The following is a 15,471-nucleotide window of genomic DNA, read 5'->3' on the forward strand; positions in this document are numbered from 1 at the left end:
GCCGGAACCCGGAAGATCGCCTTCACGTCCTGCGTTCGGGAGGTCACTCAGCGGGCACAACGGCTGTGCGCGACCCGAGTGACCGACGGTGACCGAGGGGGTGACGGGGGATGACGGGTGGGACCGACGGGGCCGCCGGGACGGACGGCGTCCGCGCCGGCGATCTGCCGGACGACCTGACCGCGGCCGAGGCCGGGATGTGGCAGGCGTTCCGCAACGGCAGCGTCTACGACCTGAGCGACGGCGACTCGGTCGTCGACGATCCGCACGGCGGGCACCCCTGGGGGCCCGAGCGCACGGTGCGGGCGCGGATCGTGGCCTGGCTGCTGCTGGACGGGCCGCCCGCGCTGGACGGCCGGGTGGCCTCGCTGAAGCTGGTCGGCGTGCGGATCAGCGACAGCCTGGACCTGGCGGGCGGCACCGTGGTGCCGTACGTGGAGATGAAGCGCTGCCGGTTCGACCGGGACGTGCTGCTGCCGGAGGCGCGGTTCACGACCGTGCGGATGGTGGACTGCTCGGTGCCGCGTCTGGAGGCGGCCCGGGTGCACACCGAGGGCGATCTGCATCTGCCGCGCTGCCGCTTCCACAACGGCGTGCGGCTCACCGACGCGCACATCGGCACGGACCTGCTGCTCAACCAGGCGATCGTCTACCGCGACCGGACCGGCCGCTCGATCGCCGCCGACGGGATGACGGTCGGCCAGGACCTCCAGGCCGAGATGCTGGAGTCGCACGGCGAACTGAGCCTGCGCAGCGCCAAGATCGGCGTGTCGCTGAGTCTGCGCGGCGCGCGGCTGGCCAACCCGTACACCCGGCTGGCGCTGAACGCGCCCCAGATGACGGTGGAGCGCTCGCTGTATCTGACCCCGGCCGGGGTCGGCGGGCAGGCGCTGAGCGGGGCGACGCCCGCGCGCGGGACGCGCATCCAGCGGTTCGAGTGCCGGGGCGGGCTGCGCCTGGACGACGGGCGGTTCGGGGACGCCGTCGACCTGGAGCGGGCCCGGTTCGTCCTCACCGACGAGCAGGAGCTGTCGCTGCGCCGGGTGCAGACGCCCGAGCTGCGCTTCCTCGGGGAGCGGCCGCCGCGCGGCAAGGTGGTGCTGTCCGGCGCCCGGGTGGTCACCCTGGTGGACCGGGCGAGCGCCTGGCCGGGCCCGGGCAATCTGCACATGGGCGGTTTCGCGTACGAGAACCTGGTGCCGCAGGGACCCTTCCCGCTGGCCGAGCGGCTGAGCTGGGTGGCCGCGTCGACCGCCGAGTACGCGCCGGAGCCGTACGAGCGGCTGGCGACCGTGCTGCGCAACGGCGGGGAGGACGAGGACGCCCGCGAGGTACTGCTCGCCAAGCAGCGCCGGCGCCGCGAGACGCTGCCGCCGGCCGCGAAGTTCTGGGGGTACGCGCAGGACTGGACGGTGGCCTACGGGTACCGGCCGGGGCGGGCGGCGGTGTGGATGGCGCTGCTGTGGGCGGCCGGCTCGGTGGCCTTCACGCACTCCGCGCCGCCGCCGGTGAGCCGCGAGGGGCATCCGCAGTGGAACCCGACGCTGTTCGCGCTCGATCTGCTGCTGCCGGTGATCGACCTGGGCCAGGCCAACCAGTGGCGGCTGACCGGGGGCTGGCAGTGGCTGGCGACGGCGCTGATCCTGCTCGGCTGGATCCTGGCGACGACGGTGGCGACGGGGGCGACGCGGACGCTGCGGCGGGACTGAACGGGGCTGTGCACGCAAGAGCGCGTGGACCTGCGGTTTTCACCCACAGTCGCCGCCCGCTCACTTTTACCGGTCCTTGACCTTCCGCCGTACAACTTTCCGCAGGTTCCCGTTGCCCTCTGGCGCAACCCCCACCTGCGGCTTTCAATGGTCGGCACCATGGCTCTGCTGCCCCCGTTCATCCGCGCCCCCCGGCTCAGCCGGACGGCCCGGAACGCCACCGCCCCCCGCCGCGCCGCCGATGGGCTCCCCGCCGACGACGAGGTGCTGCTCGACGTGCCCGACGACCGGCTCGGCCCGGTGCTGGTCGCGGCCGCGCGGGACGCCTACGAGCCCGCCGCCCGGCTGCTGGCCCGTACCCGGGAGCGGGCCGAGTGGGAGTACCGGGACCGGTACGTGACCCGTCTGGCGTCCTTCGCCCGCTCCCGCCCGGAGTGGCTGGAGACCTGGCGGGCCGCCGCGCCCCGCGATCCGGACGTGCTGCTGCTGACCGCCCAGCGCGCGGTGGACCACGCCTGGCGCTCGCCCGCCCGGGCCGAGCTGCTGCGCGAGGTGAGCCCGCTGATCACCGCGGCCGCGGGCAGCGACGTCCGCGACCCGGTGCCGTGGCGGATCGCCCTGGACCACGCCCGCGGCAGCCGCGCCGGGCACAAGTACTTCGGCGAGCTGTGGGAGGCGGCGGTGCGGCGCGCCCCGCACCACTACGGCTGCCATGTGGCCGCCAAGCGCTATCTGGCCCAGTCCTGGCACGGCTCGCACCGCGAGTGCTTCGACTTCGCCGACCGGGCCGCGCAGGACGCCCCGGCCGGCTCCCTGGTCCAGGCCCTGCCGGTGCGGGCGGCCTTCGCCTATCTGACCGACGGCTGCGGCCCCGACGTGCCCCGGGACCGGCTGGACGCGGCGGCCGACCGGGCGATCGCGCTCTCCGCGCGCTTCCCGGCGGTCGACCCCTGGCCGGCCGAGATCCGCAATCTGCTTGTGTACGTCCTGGTCCGGCTGCACCGCCGCGAGGACGCCCTCGTCCAACTGCGGCTGATCGGCCCGTACGCCACGTCCTTCCCCTGGAGCCGGCTGTCGGACGATCCGCTGGGGCACTTCCTGGCGGTGCGCGAGGAGGTGCGCTCGGGCCGCTGGACGCCGTCCGCGCAGCCCCCGCCGCGTCCGCGGGTCGGTCACGGCGACCGGGCGCACTCCGAGGACCACTAGGCTTCTACGCCGTGACCACCGTCCGTCTGCCGCTCTTCCCCCTGAACTCGGTGCTGTTCCCGGGGTTGGTGCTTCCGTTGAACGTCTTCGAGGAGCGCTATCGCGCCATGATGCGCGACCTGCTGAAGACCCCCGAGGAGGAACCGCGCCGGTTCGCCGTCGTGGCGATCCGCGACGGTCACGAGGTGGCGCCGGCCGCGCCGGGGATGCCGGACCCGACCGCGCTGCCGGAGCGCGGCCCGGCGGCCGGCTTCGGCGACGACCCGCTCAAGACGTTCCACGGCACCGCCTGCGTGGCCGACGCGGCGACCATCCGGGAACGGGCCGACGGCACCTTCGAGGTGCTGGCGACCGGCACGACCCGGGTCCGGCTGCTGTCCGTGGACTCCTCGGGACCGTTCCTGACGGCCGAGCTGGAGGAACTCCCGGAGGCGCCGGGCGACGAGGCGGGCGCCCTCGCGGAGGGGGTGCTGCGGGCCTTCCGCCAGTACCAGAAGCGCCTGGCGGGCGCCCGGGAACGCTCGCTGGCGACCGGCGCCGACCTCCCGGACGACCCGTCGGTGGTGTCGTACCTGGTGGCCGCCGCGATGATGCTGGACACCCCCACCAAGCAGCGGCTCCTCCAGGCCCCGGACACGGCCTCCCGACTGCGGGACGAGCTGACGCTCCTGCGCGCGGAGACGGCGATCCTGCGCAATCTGCCCTCGCTGCCCGCGGCGGACCTGACCCGCGGGCCGACGAGCCTGAACTGAAGCCGGAACCGAAGCCTGGACCGAGAAGGCGAGAAGGCGAGAAGGCACCGCATGGCGAAGAAATCCAAGAAGCAGCAGCCCGGCGGCACGCCCGCGACCGTGGCCCTGACCTCGGCGGGCGTGGACTTCACCGTCCACGCCTACGACCACGACCCGGGCCATCCGTCCTACGGCGAGGAGGCGGCCGAGGCGATGGGCGTCTCCCCCGACCGGGTCTTCAAGACCCTGGTCGCGGACGTGGACGGCACCCTGACCGTCGCCGTCGTCCCGGTGGCGGGCTCGCTGGACCTGAAGGCGCTGGCGTCGGCGGTCGGCGGCAAGAAGGCGGCCATGGCCGACCCCACCCTGGCCGAACGCACCACCGGCTACGTCCGCGGCGGCATCTCCCCCCTGGGCCAGCGCAAAAAGCTCCCCACGGTCCTGGACACCTCGGCGACGACCCACCCCACGATCTGCGTCTCGGCGGGCCGCCGCGGCCTGGAGGTGGAACTGGCCCCGAAGGACCTGGCACACCTGACGACGGCAACCATGGCCCCCATCGCCCGCACAACCAGCCCGTCCGGCGTTTGAGGACGAGGCCCGTCCAGGGCCGAAGGGGGGTCTGGGGGCACAGCCCCCAGGGACGGGACGGGAAGGGGCGGCGGGGGCGAAAAACCACCCCTACTGCAACGGCGCCCCGTACCCGTCCTTGGGCACCGCCGGCGCAAACGGATCCGGATCCCGCGGCCCGAACAACGCCGTCAACCCCAGATGCACCACCACCGCCGCCAACGACCACGCCAGCAACGCCCCCCTCGCCCCCAACTTCAGCGGCGCGGAGAACGTGACCCCCTCCCCCGCCGCCCGCGCCCGCGCGATCACGTCCGACCCGGGCCCGAGCCACAGCCCGAACCGCCACGCCAGCACCGACCCCAGCAGCCCGCCCACGGCCAGCGCCACCACCAGCGGCACACCCCCGCGCCGCCGCCACAGGAACACCGCCGCCGCGCTCACCGCCCCGAAGCCCAGCGCCAGCAGGGTGAACGTGCCGTCCACCCCGACGGCCTGCTCGCCCTCGGTGTCCTTGAGGTAGACCACCCAGCCGCCGTTCACCACGTCACCGACGAGCGGCACCTTCGGCGTCAGCCACTCCCACAGCACACCGAGCAGCGCCCCGGACAGGGCGACGGCGAGGGTGATCAGGGCGGCTTCGCGCAGTTCGGTCTTCATCCCGGGCCCGTCCTGTCCGTACGGGGAGACGGGGGGCACGGCCCCCACGCGCGCGTACCCGCCCGGCGGCGGCCAGGCGTCCTGCGAGGAGGGCTCGTGCGGCGGCGGGGGCGGAGTCAGCGGTGCGGTCACCATGACATCGTGCCAGGCCGGGCCGCGCGGCGCGTCATCGGACGGCGGCCCGCCGGTACGCCCAGGTGGCGACGGCCAGCGAGACGACCCCGACGCCCGCGCAGACGGCGAGGTCCCCGAGGACGAACGCCCAGTCGGGATCCGGCCCGAAGGTCCGGGCGAAGGCTTCGACGCCGTACGTCGACGGCAGCAGGTCGCGGGTGAAGCGCACCGCCTCCGGCATCCGGTCCGGCGGCAGCACGCCGAGCAGCAGGGCCGCGGACATGCCGAGCTGGCCGAGCACGGTGGCCAGCTCCGGCCGGGGCGCCAGCAGCCCGAAGGCCGCCCCGAGTCCGGACAGCGCGGCGCCCGCGAGCGGGATCACGGCGGCGAGGATCCACAGATGGGTCAGCGGCAGCCCGAACAGCACACAGCCGAAGACCGCGGTGACCAGGGTCCCGGGCACGGTGAAGGAGGCGTAGGCGCCCGCCGCGCCGAGCACCACGGCGGCGGGCGGCACCGGCAGGGTGGCGTAGTGGTCGAGGCCGCCGCTGGCCCGGAGCTGCCCGAAGTACTGGGCGAGCAGGTTCAGCGCGACGAAGGCGACGACGAGCACGGCGGACCCGGCGACGACCGCCTCGGCCTCGCGGCCGCCGTCCACCACGCCCCGCATCATGATCAGGATGCCGACCGACTGGAAGGTCGCCACGAACAGCAGCGGGATCCGCGCCACCCGGGCCCGGGAGAGCTGCGCGCGGTAGACGGCCACCAGCGACGGCCACAGCCGCGCGCGCGGCGCCAGCTCGGCCGCGGCGCGCACCGGCGGCTGCGCGACGGCCCGGGCGCTGCCCGGCAGAACCTCGGCGGGTACGACACTCACGTGGCGCTGCTCCTCTTCCCTACGGCTCTCTCTGCCGTCCCATACGGACCCGAAGACCTCCGCGCTCACGTCCGCACCAGCCCCGCGCGTGCCGCCCCGCCCAGCGCCAGGTAGACGTCCTCCAGGCTGGGGGTGGCCAGGGTGAAGTCGTCGAGGGCGGCGAAGGCCGCGCCGCCGGTGACGGTGGCGACGACCGCGCGTGCCTCGTCGGGGCCCAGCCGCAGGGTCCAGCGGCGCCCCGACTCCTGCGCCCGCTCGCGCAGCGCGGCGACCTCGGGCACGTCCAGCGGTGCCCGTTCCCGCCACACCAGTTCCACCCGGACCTCGCCGGCCACCTGTTCCTTGAGTCCTGAGGGCGTGTCGCAGGCGATGACCCGGCCCTTGTCGAGGACGGCGACCCGGTCGAGGACGGTCTCGGCCTCGATGACGTTGTGGGTGACGAGCAGGACGGTCGTGCCGCGTTCGGCGCGCCGCCGGTCCACGGCGCCCCAGACGGCGCGCCGCGCCACCGGGTCCATCCCGGTCGTCGGTTCGTCCAGGACGAGCAGCGGCCGTTCCCCGACGAGCGCGGTCGCGAAGCAGGCCAGCCGGCGCTGTCCGCCGGAGAGCTTGCGCAGCGGCCGTCCGGCGAGCGGGGTGAGCCCCAGTTCGTCGAGGACGGCGTCGCGTTCCCGGCGGGCCTCGCGGACGGGGAGGCCGCGCAGCCGTCCGGTGGTCTCGGCGGCGAGGGAGACGGTGAGTTCGTCCAGGGCGCTGGACTCCTGGCCCAGGTAGGCGAGGATCCGGGCGGCCCGTTCGGGGTGGCGCACGATGTCGTGCCCGAGGATCTCCACGCTGCCGGTGTCGGGCCGCATCAGCCCGGTGAGCTGGCGGACGAGGGTGGACTTGCCGGCGCCGTTCGGCCCGAGCAGTCCGAAGATCTCGCCGCGCCGGATGTCGAGCCCCACGTCGTCGGTGGCCCGGACCTCGGGGGTGGCGGGGGCGCCCCGGCGGCCGCGGACGGCCGGGTAGGTCTTGGTCAGCCCGCGTACGGCACACACGACCTCGTCCCTGTGCCGGATTGCCGTTGCCGCGCGCGTACTCACAAGGGACGAGCCTAAGGGGTCGGGGAGGTCCGCTCGCGGTCGGGTCGGCCCGGATGCCCGGTTCAGTCCCCCGCGGGGGCGTGCTCGGCGGCGGTGCGGACGTCGATCTCGCGCCAGAAGCCCGCCCGGATGGCGTAACGGTCGTGTTCGTCGATCTGGTCGTCCTTGTGGGCGAGCAGGCCGAAGCGGGCGGCGTAGCGCAGCAGCTCGCCGTCGATGCGGTGCGGGATGCGCGGGTACATGCCGGACAGCTTCTGGAAGTGGCTCTGGTCGCCCAGGCGTCCCATCCACCGCCGGGCGAAGACCTGTCCGACCTCGAAGGGGTCGCCGCCGACGGTGGTGATGTCCTCCTCGCGGTCGGCCCAGCGCTGCTCGGCGGTGGTGAGCTGGGCGAGGGTGGGCATCGAGGCGACCTCGGGCGGTTCGGCCGCGGTGCCGGGCCGGTCGACCCAGCCCTTGTCGGAGGACCAGCGCAGGGTGGCGGTCGAGGGGTGCGGGGCGGGGTGGGCGCCGGGGGCGCGCAGGGCGGCCAGGTCCTTGGGGGTCGGTACGCCCTTGGCGGTGGGGGCGCGCTCGGGCGTGCCGTGCTCGGAGCGGGGCGCGCCGGCGGCGTGGTCGCCCTCCTCGGCGCCGCGGTCGGGGCCGGGGGCGAGGCCGGTGTCGGGCAGCGGCGCGGAGAGGATCGCGGCGATCTCGGGCCGGGGCACGGGCGGCGGCGCGCACACCCCGCCGAGTTCCTTGGCGCGGACGGCCTTGGTGATCCAGGTGCGGTCCAGGACGCGTCGTTCGTCGGCCTCGGCGACGAGGTCCTCGGACTGGTTGTAGTCGCCGTCGGCGGCCTGGACGGCCCACAGGTGGACGGCGACGCCGTGCTCCTTGGCGGCCATCATGCCGGGCAGCAGATCGCCGTCGCCGGTGACGAGGACGACGTCGGAGCAGGCGCGGTTGCGGGCGAGTTCGGTGAGTTCGGCGTGCATCGCGGCGTCCACGCCCTTCTGGGCCCAGCGGCCGTCGCTGCGGGTCAGGGCGCCGAGGCGGACGGTGACCCGGGGCATCACGCGCAGCCGGCGGTGCTCGGGCTGGGGGACGCGGTCGGGGGCGCCGTCGAACCAGTAGATGCGCAGCAGCGGCCGTTCGGTGTCGGACTCGGCCTGTTCGCGCAGGCCCTGGACGAGGGCGGAGTGGTCGACGGTGATGCGGGAGCGCGAGGGTTCCCCGGCGAGGAGACTCGCGGCGGCCCCCAGCAGATACCCGGCGTCCACCAGGACGATGCAGCGGTCCACACGACTCACCCTCTTCCCGGGAGGTTTGCTTCGGGCTTCCTTCGAGTCTGCCCGACCGCGCGGAGGTTAACGGCCCGAACTCGATCTTCGGCGTGGCGTTTCGGGCCGGTGCGCTCCGAGAACCCCTGTCACAGACGGTAATTATCCGACATGCACCTTAGGTCAGCGTATGTGAATCTGGTCCCGGCCCTGGTCCCTACATCCCCCGCAGGAGGCAGATCCCCATGGCCAAGAACAAGAAGCAGGACCGTAAACAGCCGCAGTCCGAACGTGGTCAGCAGCAGGCACAGCAGTCCTCGATGCAGGACCAGGCCGAGCAGCGGCTCTCCCAGGTGACGCCCGCGGACGTCGCCCGCAAGGGCCGGCAGAAGAGGTTCGGCCACAACTGACGTACGGCCGACGGGCTGTTGCAGCCCAGGCACACCGAGGGGCGCATCCATGACCGGATGCGCCCCTCGGTGATGACGGCGGGTGGACGGCGGAGGGGTCAGCCCGCCAGGCAGGACGGGCCGAGCAGCACCTTGAGGTCGCCGAAGAGCGCCGGGTCGGGCTTGACCCGGTGCCGGTCCAGACGCAGCACGGTGGTCTTCGTCGGGCCCTGGAGCCTGATGCGGACCTCGCTGTCGCCCCGGTGGTGGGTGAGGATCTCGCCCAGGCGGGAGACCATCGGCGGGGTGACCCGGGTGGCCGGGATGGTGAGGATCACCGGCGCGTTGGTGCCCGCGTTGGACAGGTCGGGGACCGTCAGCTCCATCGCGACCAGCCGCGGGACGTCCTCGCGCTTGTCGAGGCGGCCCTTGACGAACACCACGGCGTCCTCGACGAGTTGGGTCGAGACGAGCTGGTAGGTCGCCGGGAAGAACATGCACTCGATGGAGCCCGCGAGGTCCTCCACGGTGGCGATCGCCCAGGCGTTGCCCTGCTTGGTCATCTTGCGCTGGAGGCCGGAGATGATGCCGCCGATGGTGACGACCGCGCCGTCCGCGTGCTCACCGCCGGTGAGCTGGGCGATGCCCGCGTCCGCCTTGTCGGACAGGACGTGCTCCAGACCGAACAGCGGGTGGTCGGAGACGTACAGGCCGAGCATCTCGCGCTCCTGCGCGAGCAGATACGTCTTGTCCCACTCGTCCTCGGTGAAGACGACGTCGAGTCCGAAGCCGGGTTCGTCGTTCTCCTCCTCGCCCATGCCGCCGAAGAGGTCGAACTGCCCCTCGGCCTCCTTGCGCTTGACCGCGACCACGTTGTCGATCATCGGCTCGAAGTGCGCGGTGAGGCCCTTGCGGGTGTGGCCGAGGGTGTCGAAGGCGCCGGCCTTGATCAGCGACTCGGTGGTGCGCTTGTTGCAGGCGACCGCCTCGACCTTGTCGAGGTAGTCGGGGAAGGAGGCGTACTTCCCCTTGGCCTTGCGGCTCCTGATGATCGACTCCACCACGTTGGTGCCGACGTTGCGCACGGCCTCCAGGCCGAAGAGGATCACGTCGTCGCCCTGCGCGGCGAAGTTGTGCACCGACTCGTTGACGTTCGGCGGGAGCACCTTGATGCCCATGCGGCGGCACTCGTTGAGGTAGACGGCCGACTTGTCCTTGTCGTCCTTGACCGAGGTGAGCAGTCCGGCCATGTACTCGGCGGGGTGGTTCGCCTTGAGGTAGGCGGTCCAGTAGGAGACCAGTCCGTACGCGGCGGAGTGCGCCTTGTTGAAGGCGTAGCCGGCGAACGGCACCAGCACGTCCCACAGGGCCTGGATCGCCTCGTCGCTGTAGCCCTTGTCGCGGGCGCCCTTCTGGAAGAGGACGAAGTTCTTCGCCAGTTCGTCGGGCTTCTTCTTGCCCATCACACGGCGCAGGATGTCGGCCTCGCCGAGCGAGTAGCCGGCGATGATCTGGGCGGCCTTCTGCACCTGCTCCTGGTAGACGATCAGGCCGTAGGTGACGGCCAGGACCTCTTCGAGGGGCTCCTCCAGCTCCGGGTGGATCGGGGTGATCTCCTGGAGCTTGTTCTTGCGCAGCGCGTAGTTGGTGTGCGAGTCCATGCCCATCGGGCCGGGACGGTAGAGCGCGGAGACGGCGGAGATGTCTTCGAAGTTGTCGGGCTTCATCAGGCGCAGCAGCGAGCGCATGGGACCGCCGTCGAACTGGAAGACGCCGAGGGTGTCTCCGCGCTGGAGCAGTTCGAAGGTCTTGGGGTCGTCCAGCGGCAGGGCCAGGAGGTCGAGCTCGATCCCCTTGTTGGCCTTCACCATCTTGACGGCGTCGTCCATGATCGTGAGGTTGCGCAGGCCGAGGAAGTCCATCTTCAGCAGGCCGAGCGACTCGCACTGCGGGTAGTCCCACTGGGTGATGGTGACGCCGTCGGTGTGCCGCACCCAGATCGGGGCGTGGTCGACGATCGGCTCGCTGGACATGATCACGCCGGCGGCGTGCACGCCCATCTGCCGGACCAGGCCCTCGACGCCCTTGGCGGTGTCGATGACCTTCTTCACGTCCGGCTCGTTCTCGTACATCGCCCGGATCTCGCCCGCCTCGCTGTAGCGCGGGTGGGAGGGGTTGGTGATGCCGTCGAGGTCGATGCCCTTGCCGAGGACGTCGGCGGGCATGGCCTTGGTGAGCCGGTCGCCCATGGCGTACGGGTAGCCCAGCACGCGCGCGGAGTCCTTGATGGCGTTCTTGGCCTTGATCTTGCCGTAGGTGCCGATCATGGCGACCTTGTCGGCGCCGTACTTCTCCGTCACGTACCGGATCACCTCGACGCGCCGGCGCTCGTCGAAGTCGATGTCGACATCGGGCATGGAGATGCGCTCGGGGTTGAGGAAGCGCTCGAAGATCAGTCCGTGCGGGATCGGGTCGAGGTCGGTGATGCCCATGGCGTACGCCACGATCGAGCCGGCCGCGGAGCCTCGGCCGGGGCCGACCGCGATGCCCTGGCTCTTGGCCCACATGATGAAGTCGGCGACGACGAGGAAGTAGCCCGGGAAGCCCATCGAGATGATGGTGTCCATCTCGTACTCGACCTGCTTCATGCGGTCGTCCGGGATCCCGTTCGGGAAGCGGCGGTGCATGCCCCGCATGGTCTCCTCGCGGAACCAGGTGACCTCGGTGTAGCCCTCGGGGATGTCGAACTTCGGCATGAGGTTCTTGGCCTCGAACATGCCGGTGGTGTCGATCTGCTCGGCGACCAGGAGGGTGTTGGCGCAGCCCTCCTGCCAGGCGTCCGAAGAGTCGATGGCGTACATCTCCTCGGTGGACTTCAGGTAGTAGCCGGTGCCGTCGAACTTGAAGCGGTCGGGGTCGGAGAGGTTCTTGCCGGTCTGGATGCACAGCAGCGCGTCGTGGGCGGTGGCCTCGTGCGCGTAGGTGTAGTGCGAGTCGTTCGTCACCAGCGGGGGGATGCCGAGCTTCTTGCCGATCTCCAGCAGGCCGTCACGGACCCGGTGCTCGATCTCGATGCCGTGGTCCATCAGCTCCAGGAAGTAGCGGTCCTTGCCGAAGATGTCCTGGTAGTCGGCGGCGGCCTTGAGCGCCTCGTCGAACTGGCCGAGGCGCAGCCGGGTCTGGAGCTCGCCGGAGGGGCAGCCGGTGGAGGCGATGAGCCCCTCGGACCACTGGGAGATGGTCTCCTTGTCCATCCGGGGCCACTTCTGGAGCCAGCCCTCGGCGTACGCGTCCGAGGACAGCTTGAAGAGGTTGTGCAGGCCGGTCGCGTTCGCCGCCCAGATGGTCTTGTGGGTGTAACCGCCGGAACCGGAGACGTCGTCGCGCTTCTGGTGCGGCTGGCCCCACTGGATCTTGCGCTTGTTGCGCCGCGACTCGGGGGCGACGTACGCCTCGATGCCGATGATCGGGGTGACCCCGGCCTTCTTCGCGGTGTGGAAGAAGTCGTACGCCCCGTGCAGGTTGCCGTGGTCGGACATGGCGATGTGGGTCATGCCCATCTCGTTGCACGCGTCGAACATGTCCTTCAGCCGCGCGGCACCGTCCAGCAGCGAGTACTGGGTGTGGACGTGCAGGTGCGTGAAGGGCGGCTTCGACACGGCGTGGCCTCCAAGGGAAACATTCGACGACGGCGGGGCGGACGGTCCGGGGGTCAGCGTCGAAGTCTATGCCTCGCCACTGACACGCGAGGGTCTCCCCCGCGTACCTTCACAGCGGGGGGCCGTGGGCACTTTCGTACGGCTCCGCCCGTTGGAGACGACAGAAACGCTGTCGTACATGTCATGCACCAGGAGGCACCCAGCGATGTCGGTTCCCCAGCTCGACGACGAGCAGCGCGGCGAGGAGATCCTCGCCGTCTTCGACACCGCCTTCGGCGAGCTCCTGGCCGCCGACCCGGCCGCGTTCCGGGTGAAGTTCCGCAAGATGGCGGCCTCGGCGTTCGCGTTCTACCGGGGCACGGCGGCCCTCTTCTACCACGACGTGGACGCGGAGAAGCGGGGCGGCCCGTTCCTGGACGAGCGCACCTCGCGCGTGTGGATCCACGGCGATCTGCACGCGGAGAACTTCGGCACGTACATGGACTCCACCGGCCGGCTGATCTTCAACGTCAACGACTTCGACGAGGCGTACGTCGGACCGTTCACCTGGGACCTCAAGCGTTTCGCCGCCTCGATCGCCCTCATCGGGTACGCGAAGGCGCTCGGCGACGACCAGATCACCGAGCTGGTGCGGGTGTACGCGGGCGCGTACCGCGAGCGCGTCCACGCCCTGGCCACCGGCGCCAAGAGCGACGAGGTGCCGCCGTTCACCCTGGACACCGCCCAGGGCCCGCTGCTCGACGCGCTGCGCGACGCCCGCTCCCTGACGCGCTTCGGGCTGCTGGACTCGATGACCGAGATCCGGGACTTCGAGCGCCGGTTCGCGCCGGGCGGCGGCTCCATCGAGCTGGACGCGGCCACCCGGTACAAGATCCTCGCCGCGTTCGACGGCTATCTGGAGACCCTGCCGGAGACCTCCCTGGCCCGCCCGGACTCGTACCGGGTGAAGGACGTCGTGGGGCGGCGCGGCATCGGGATCGGCTCGGCCGGTCTGCCGTCGTACAACATCCTCCTGGAGGGCCACAGCGACGCCCTGGAGAACGACGTCGTGATCTACATCAAGCAGGCCCAGACCCCGGCCGTCTCCCGGCACATCACGGATCCGGCGATCCGTGACTACTTCCGGCACGAGGGGCACCGCACGGTGATCTCGCAGCGCGCCCTGCAGCAGCACGCGGACCCGTGGCTCGGCTGGACCGAGCTGGACGGCGCGGGGCAGCTCGTCGCCGAGGTCTCGCCGTACGCGGTCGACCTGGACTGGGGCGACATCGACGACCCGGAGGAGATCGCGGCGGTCGTCGCCGACCTGGGCCGGGCCACGGCCACCATGCACGCGGCGGCGGACGACACCTCGGGCGAGTCGCTGGTGCCGTTCTCCACCGAGCGCGCCATCGACGCGGCCCTCGCGGCCGACGAGGAGGGCTTCGCGCCGCTGCTGGTGGACTTCGCGCACTCCTACGGCGCCCGGGCGCGCGCGGACCACCAGATCTTCGTGGACCTCTTCCGCAACGGCCGGATCCCGGGTCTCTAACGGTCCGCTTCCACAGGGTCCCTTTAGGGGTCCCTTACCGGAGCACGTGACACACTCTCTGCTGCTATGGACATATCCGGGACCCGACTCAGAGCCGTGCGCGCGGCGCTGTTCACGGCACTCGTCGTGACGCTCAGCACCGCGTCGCACGTCCTGCTGTCCCGGGCCCCGCTGCCGCTGAACACGGTGGCCGCCGTGGTGGTCGCCGTGTTCGTCCTCGCCTACGCGCTGGCCGGGCGGGAGCGCGGCTTCGGGCGGATCGCCGCCCTGCTGATCCCGCTGGAACTGGCGGCCGACACCGTCTTCACCACCGGCCAGCACGTCTGTTACGGCAGCTCCGGCGGCCCGGTGGCGGGGCCGCTGGCCTCCGTCGGCTGGGACGTGCTGTGCGGTGACGGCACCGGGGTCGGCGCCCCGCTGGCCCAGGTCACCGGCACCGGCGCGCACACCGACGCGGCCACCGCCTGGCTGCTGCTCGGCGCGCACATCGGCGTCGGCCTGATCGCGGCCGCCTGGCTGCGCCGCGGCGAACGGGCGCTGGCCCAGCTCCTGCGGGCGGCCGGCGCCACCACCTTCCGGCCGCTGCTGACGGCCGTCGCCGCCGTGACCGTACGACGCGCCCCGGCGGCCCGCCGCCTGCCGCGGCCCGCGCACCGTACGGCCACCGCCCGCACCCTGCTCCTCGCGCACTCCCTGGGCCGCCGCGGACCGCCCCACCGCACCGCCCTCGCCTGAGCGCCGCCGCCTCCGGCCCGGCCGCGAGCACGAGCAGTCCCCGACACGCAGAACCCCTTACCCCCGCGCACCCCCGTGCGCGTCCCCGATGGAGATCACCGACATGAGCAAGCGGAACACCCAGGCGGCGAAGACGGCGGCCCGAGAGCGGCTGCGCCTCGAACGCGAGCGCCAGGCCAAGCGCGCCAAGGCCAAGCGCCAGATCATCGTCGCGGCCTCGGCCGTAGCGGTCCTCGCCGCGGCGGGCGGCATAGGCTACGCGATCGTCCAGGCCAACAAGCCGGGCTACTGGGACGAGGCCGCCAAGGCCACGGTGGTCGCCCCGGCCAACACCTCCGGCAAGAACGGCACCACGGTCGTCATCGGCGAGTCGAAGTCCGACAACGTCGTCCACCTCTACGAGGACCCGCGCTGCCCCGGCTGCGCCAACTTCGAGCAGACCATCGGCGAGACGGTCAACAAGGGCATGGAGGACGGCGACTACAAGCTCTCCTTCACGATCGGCACGTTCCTCGACGGCAACCTGGGCGGCGAGGGCTCGAAGAACGCGCTCAGCGCGCTGGGTGCCGCGCTGAACGTCAGCCCCGAGGCGTTCCTCGACTACAAGACCGCGCTCTACTCGGCCGAGTACCACCCGGCCGAGTCGACCGACGATCTCGCCAAGGACGCCTACCTGATCAAGGTGGCGAACACGGTCGACGCCCTGAAGAACAACAAGAAGTTCCAGGACGCCGTGGAGAAGGGCACCTACGACGCCTGGGCGATGCGGATGAGCGACTCCTTCGACAAGGCCGAGGGGGTCAGGTCGACGCCGACCATCAAGATCAACGACAAGGCGATCGAGACCCCGGCGGACGCCGCGGGCTGGGCGGCGGCCCTGAAGGACGCGGGCGTCACCAAGTGATCCGGCCCGGTGTGTGACACCGGGCGAAAGTGAACCGAA

13 protein-coding genes are annotated in these 15,471 nt (G+C 72.0%); 8 read left to right on the plus strand and 5 right to left on the minus strand.

Features of this window, described 5'->3' with window-relative positions; all coding sequences use genetic code 11:
* Positions 1–110: 110 nt before the first annotated feature.
* The 4 genes from AFM16_RS10775 to ybaK all read left to right on the plus strand — a co-directional run bounded on the left by AFM16_RS10775 (position 111) and on the right by ybaK (position 4,237).
* Positions 111–1,709 carry an oxidoreductase gene (locus AFM16_RS10775; RefSeq protein WP_030794052.1) on the plus strand — a complete coding sequence of 533 codons (1,599 nt, stop codon included), beginning with the start codon at positions 111–113 and terminating at the stop codon, positions 1,707–1,709.
* 147 nt (positions 1,710–1,856) lie between these two features.
* On the plus strand, positions 1,857–2,915 hold the full coding sequence (locus AFM16_RS10780) for a hypothetical protein (RefSeq protein ID WP_078633165.1): 1,059 nt from the start codon (positions 1,857–1,859) through the stop codon (positions 2,913–2,915).
* Between the two features lie 11 nt (positions 2,916–2,926).
* Positions 2,927–3,667, plus strand: coding sequence for an LON peptidase substrate-binding domain-containing protein (locus AFM16_RS10785; RefSeq protein ID WP_078633166.1), 741 nt, complete (start codon positions 2,927–2,929; stop codon positions 3,665–3,667).
* A gap of 51 nt (positions 3,668–3,718) precedes the next feature.
* Positions 3,719–4,237: a Cys-tRNA(Pro) deacylase gene (gene ybaK / locus AFM16_RS10790; RefSeq protein ID WP_078633167.1), complete on the plus strand. Its 519-nt coding sequence runs from the start codon at positions 3,719–3,721 to the stop codon at positions 4,235–4,237.
* Positions 4,238–4,327: 90 nt separating this feature from the next.
* On the opposite strand, the gene AFM16_RS10795 is transcribed toward ybaK, so the two are convergent.
* From AFM16_RS10795 to AFM16_RS10810, 4 genes are all read right to left on the minus strand, one after another.
* Positions 4,328–5,008 (minus strand): hypothetical protein, encoded by a 681-nt coding sequence (locus tag AFM16_RS10795; protein ID WP_030794064.1) that lies wholly within the window; start codon positions 5,006–5,008, stop codon positions 4,328–4,330.
* Positions 5,009–5,042: 34 nt separating this feature from the next.
* Positions 5,043–5,867 carry an ABC transporter permease gene (locus tag AFM16_RS10800; protein ID WP_030794066.1) on the minus strand — a complete coding sequence of 275 codons (825 nt, stop codon included), beginning with the start codon at positions 5,865–5,867 and terminating at the stop codon, positions 5,043–5,045.
* A gap of 65 nt (positions 5,868–5,932) precedes the next feature.
* Entirely contained in the window at positions 5,933–6,907 is a 975-nt protein-coding gene (locus AFM16_RS10805; RefSeq protein WP_078633168.1) for an ABC transporter ATP-binding protein, read from the minus strand.
* A gap of 107 nt (positions 6,908–7,014) precedes the next feature.
* A complete protein-coding gene (locus AFM16_RS10810) occupies positions 7,015–8,235 on the minus strand; it encodes an NYN domain-containing protein (protein ID WP_030794073.1) in 1,221 nt (406 codons plus the stop codon).
* Between the two features lie 224 nt (positions 8,236–8,459).
* On the opposite strand from AFM16_RS10810, the gene AFM16_RS39330 reads away from it, so the two are divergent.
* On the plus strand, positions 8,460–8,624 hold the full coding sequence (locus tag AFM16_RS39330; protein WP_167797175.1) for a hypothetical protein: 165 nt from the start codon (positions 8,460–8,462) through the stop codon (positions 8,622–8,624).
* A 98-nt stretch (positions 8,625–8,722) separates the two neighbouring features.
* Here the strand turns inward: AFM16_RS39330 and dnaE are convergent, their stop codons facing one another.
* Complete coding sequence (dnaE, locus tag AFM16_RS10815; protein ID WP_030794076.1) at positions 8,723–12,262, minus strand: DNA polymerase III subunit alpha; 3,540 nt, start codon at positions 12,260–12,262, stop codon at positions 8,723–8,725.
* A 205-nt stretch (positions 12,263–12,467) separates the two neighbouring features.
* Between dnaE and AFM16_RS10820 the strand changes: the two genes are divergently transcribed.
* The 3 genes from AFM16_RS10820 (at position 12,468) to AFM16_RS10830 (ending at position 15,432) form a co-directional block, all read left to right on the plus strand.
* The gene (locus tag AFM16_RS10820) at positions 12,468–13,793 is read left to right on the plus strand and encodes a DUF2252 domain-containing protein (RefSeq protein ID WP_030794079.1); all 1,326 of its coding nucleotides are present in this window, start codon (positions 12,468–12,470) and stop codon (positions 13,791–13,793) included.
* A gap of 66 nt (positions 13,794–13,859) precedes the next feature.
* The gene (locus AFM16_RS10825) at positions 13,860–14,528 is read left to right on the plus strand and encodes a hypothetical protein (RefSeq protein ID WP_078633169.1); all 669 of its coding nucleotides are present in this window, start codon (positions 13,860–13,862) and stop codon (positions 14,526–14,528) included.
* Between the two features lie 103 nt (positions 14,529–14,631).
* Positions 14,632–15,432, plus strand: a complete 801-nt coding sequence (locus AFM16_RS10830; protein WP_030794084.1) for a DsbA family protein — start codon at positions 14,632–14,634, stop codon at positions 15,430–15,432.
* Positions 15,433–15,471 lie beyond the last annotated feature (39 nt).

The organism is Streptomyces antibioticus (genome assembly GCF_002019855.1).
Classification (GTDB): domain Bacteria; phylum Actinomycetota; class Actinomycetes; order Streptomycetales; family Streptomycetaceae; genus Streptomyces; species Streptomyces antibioticus_B.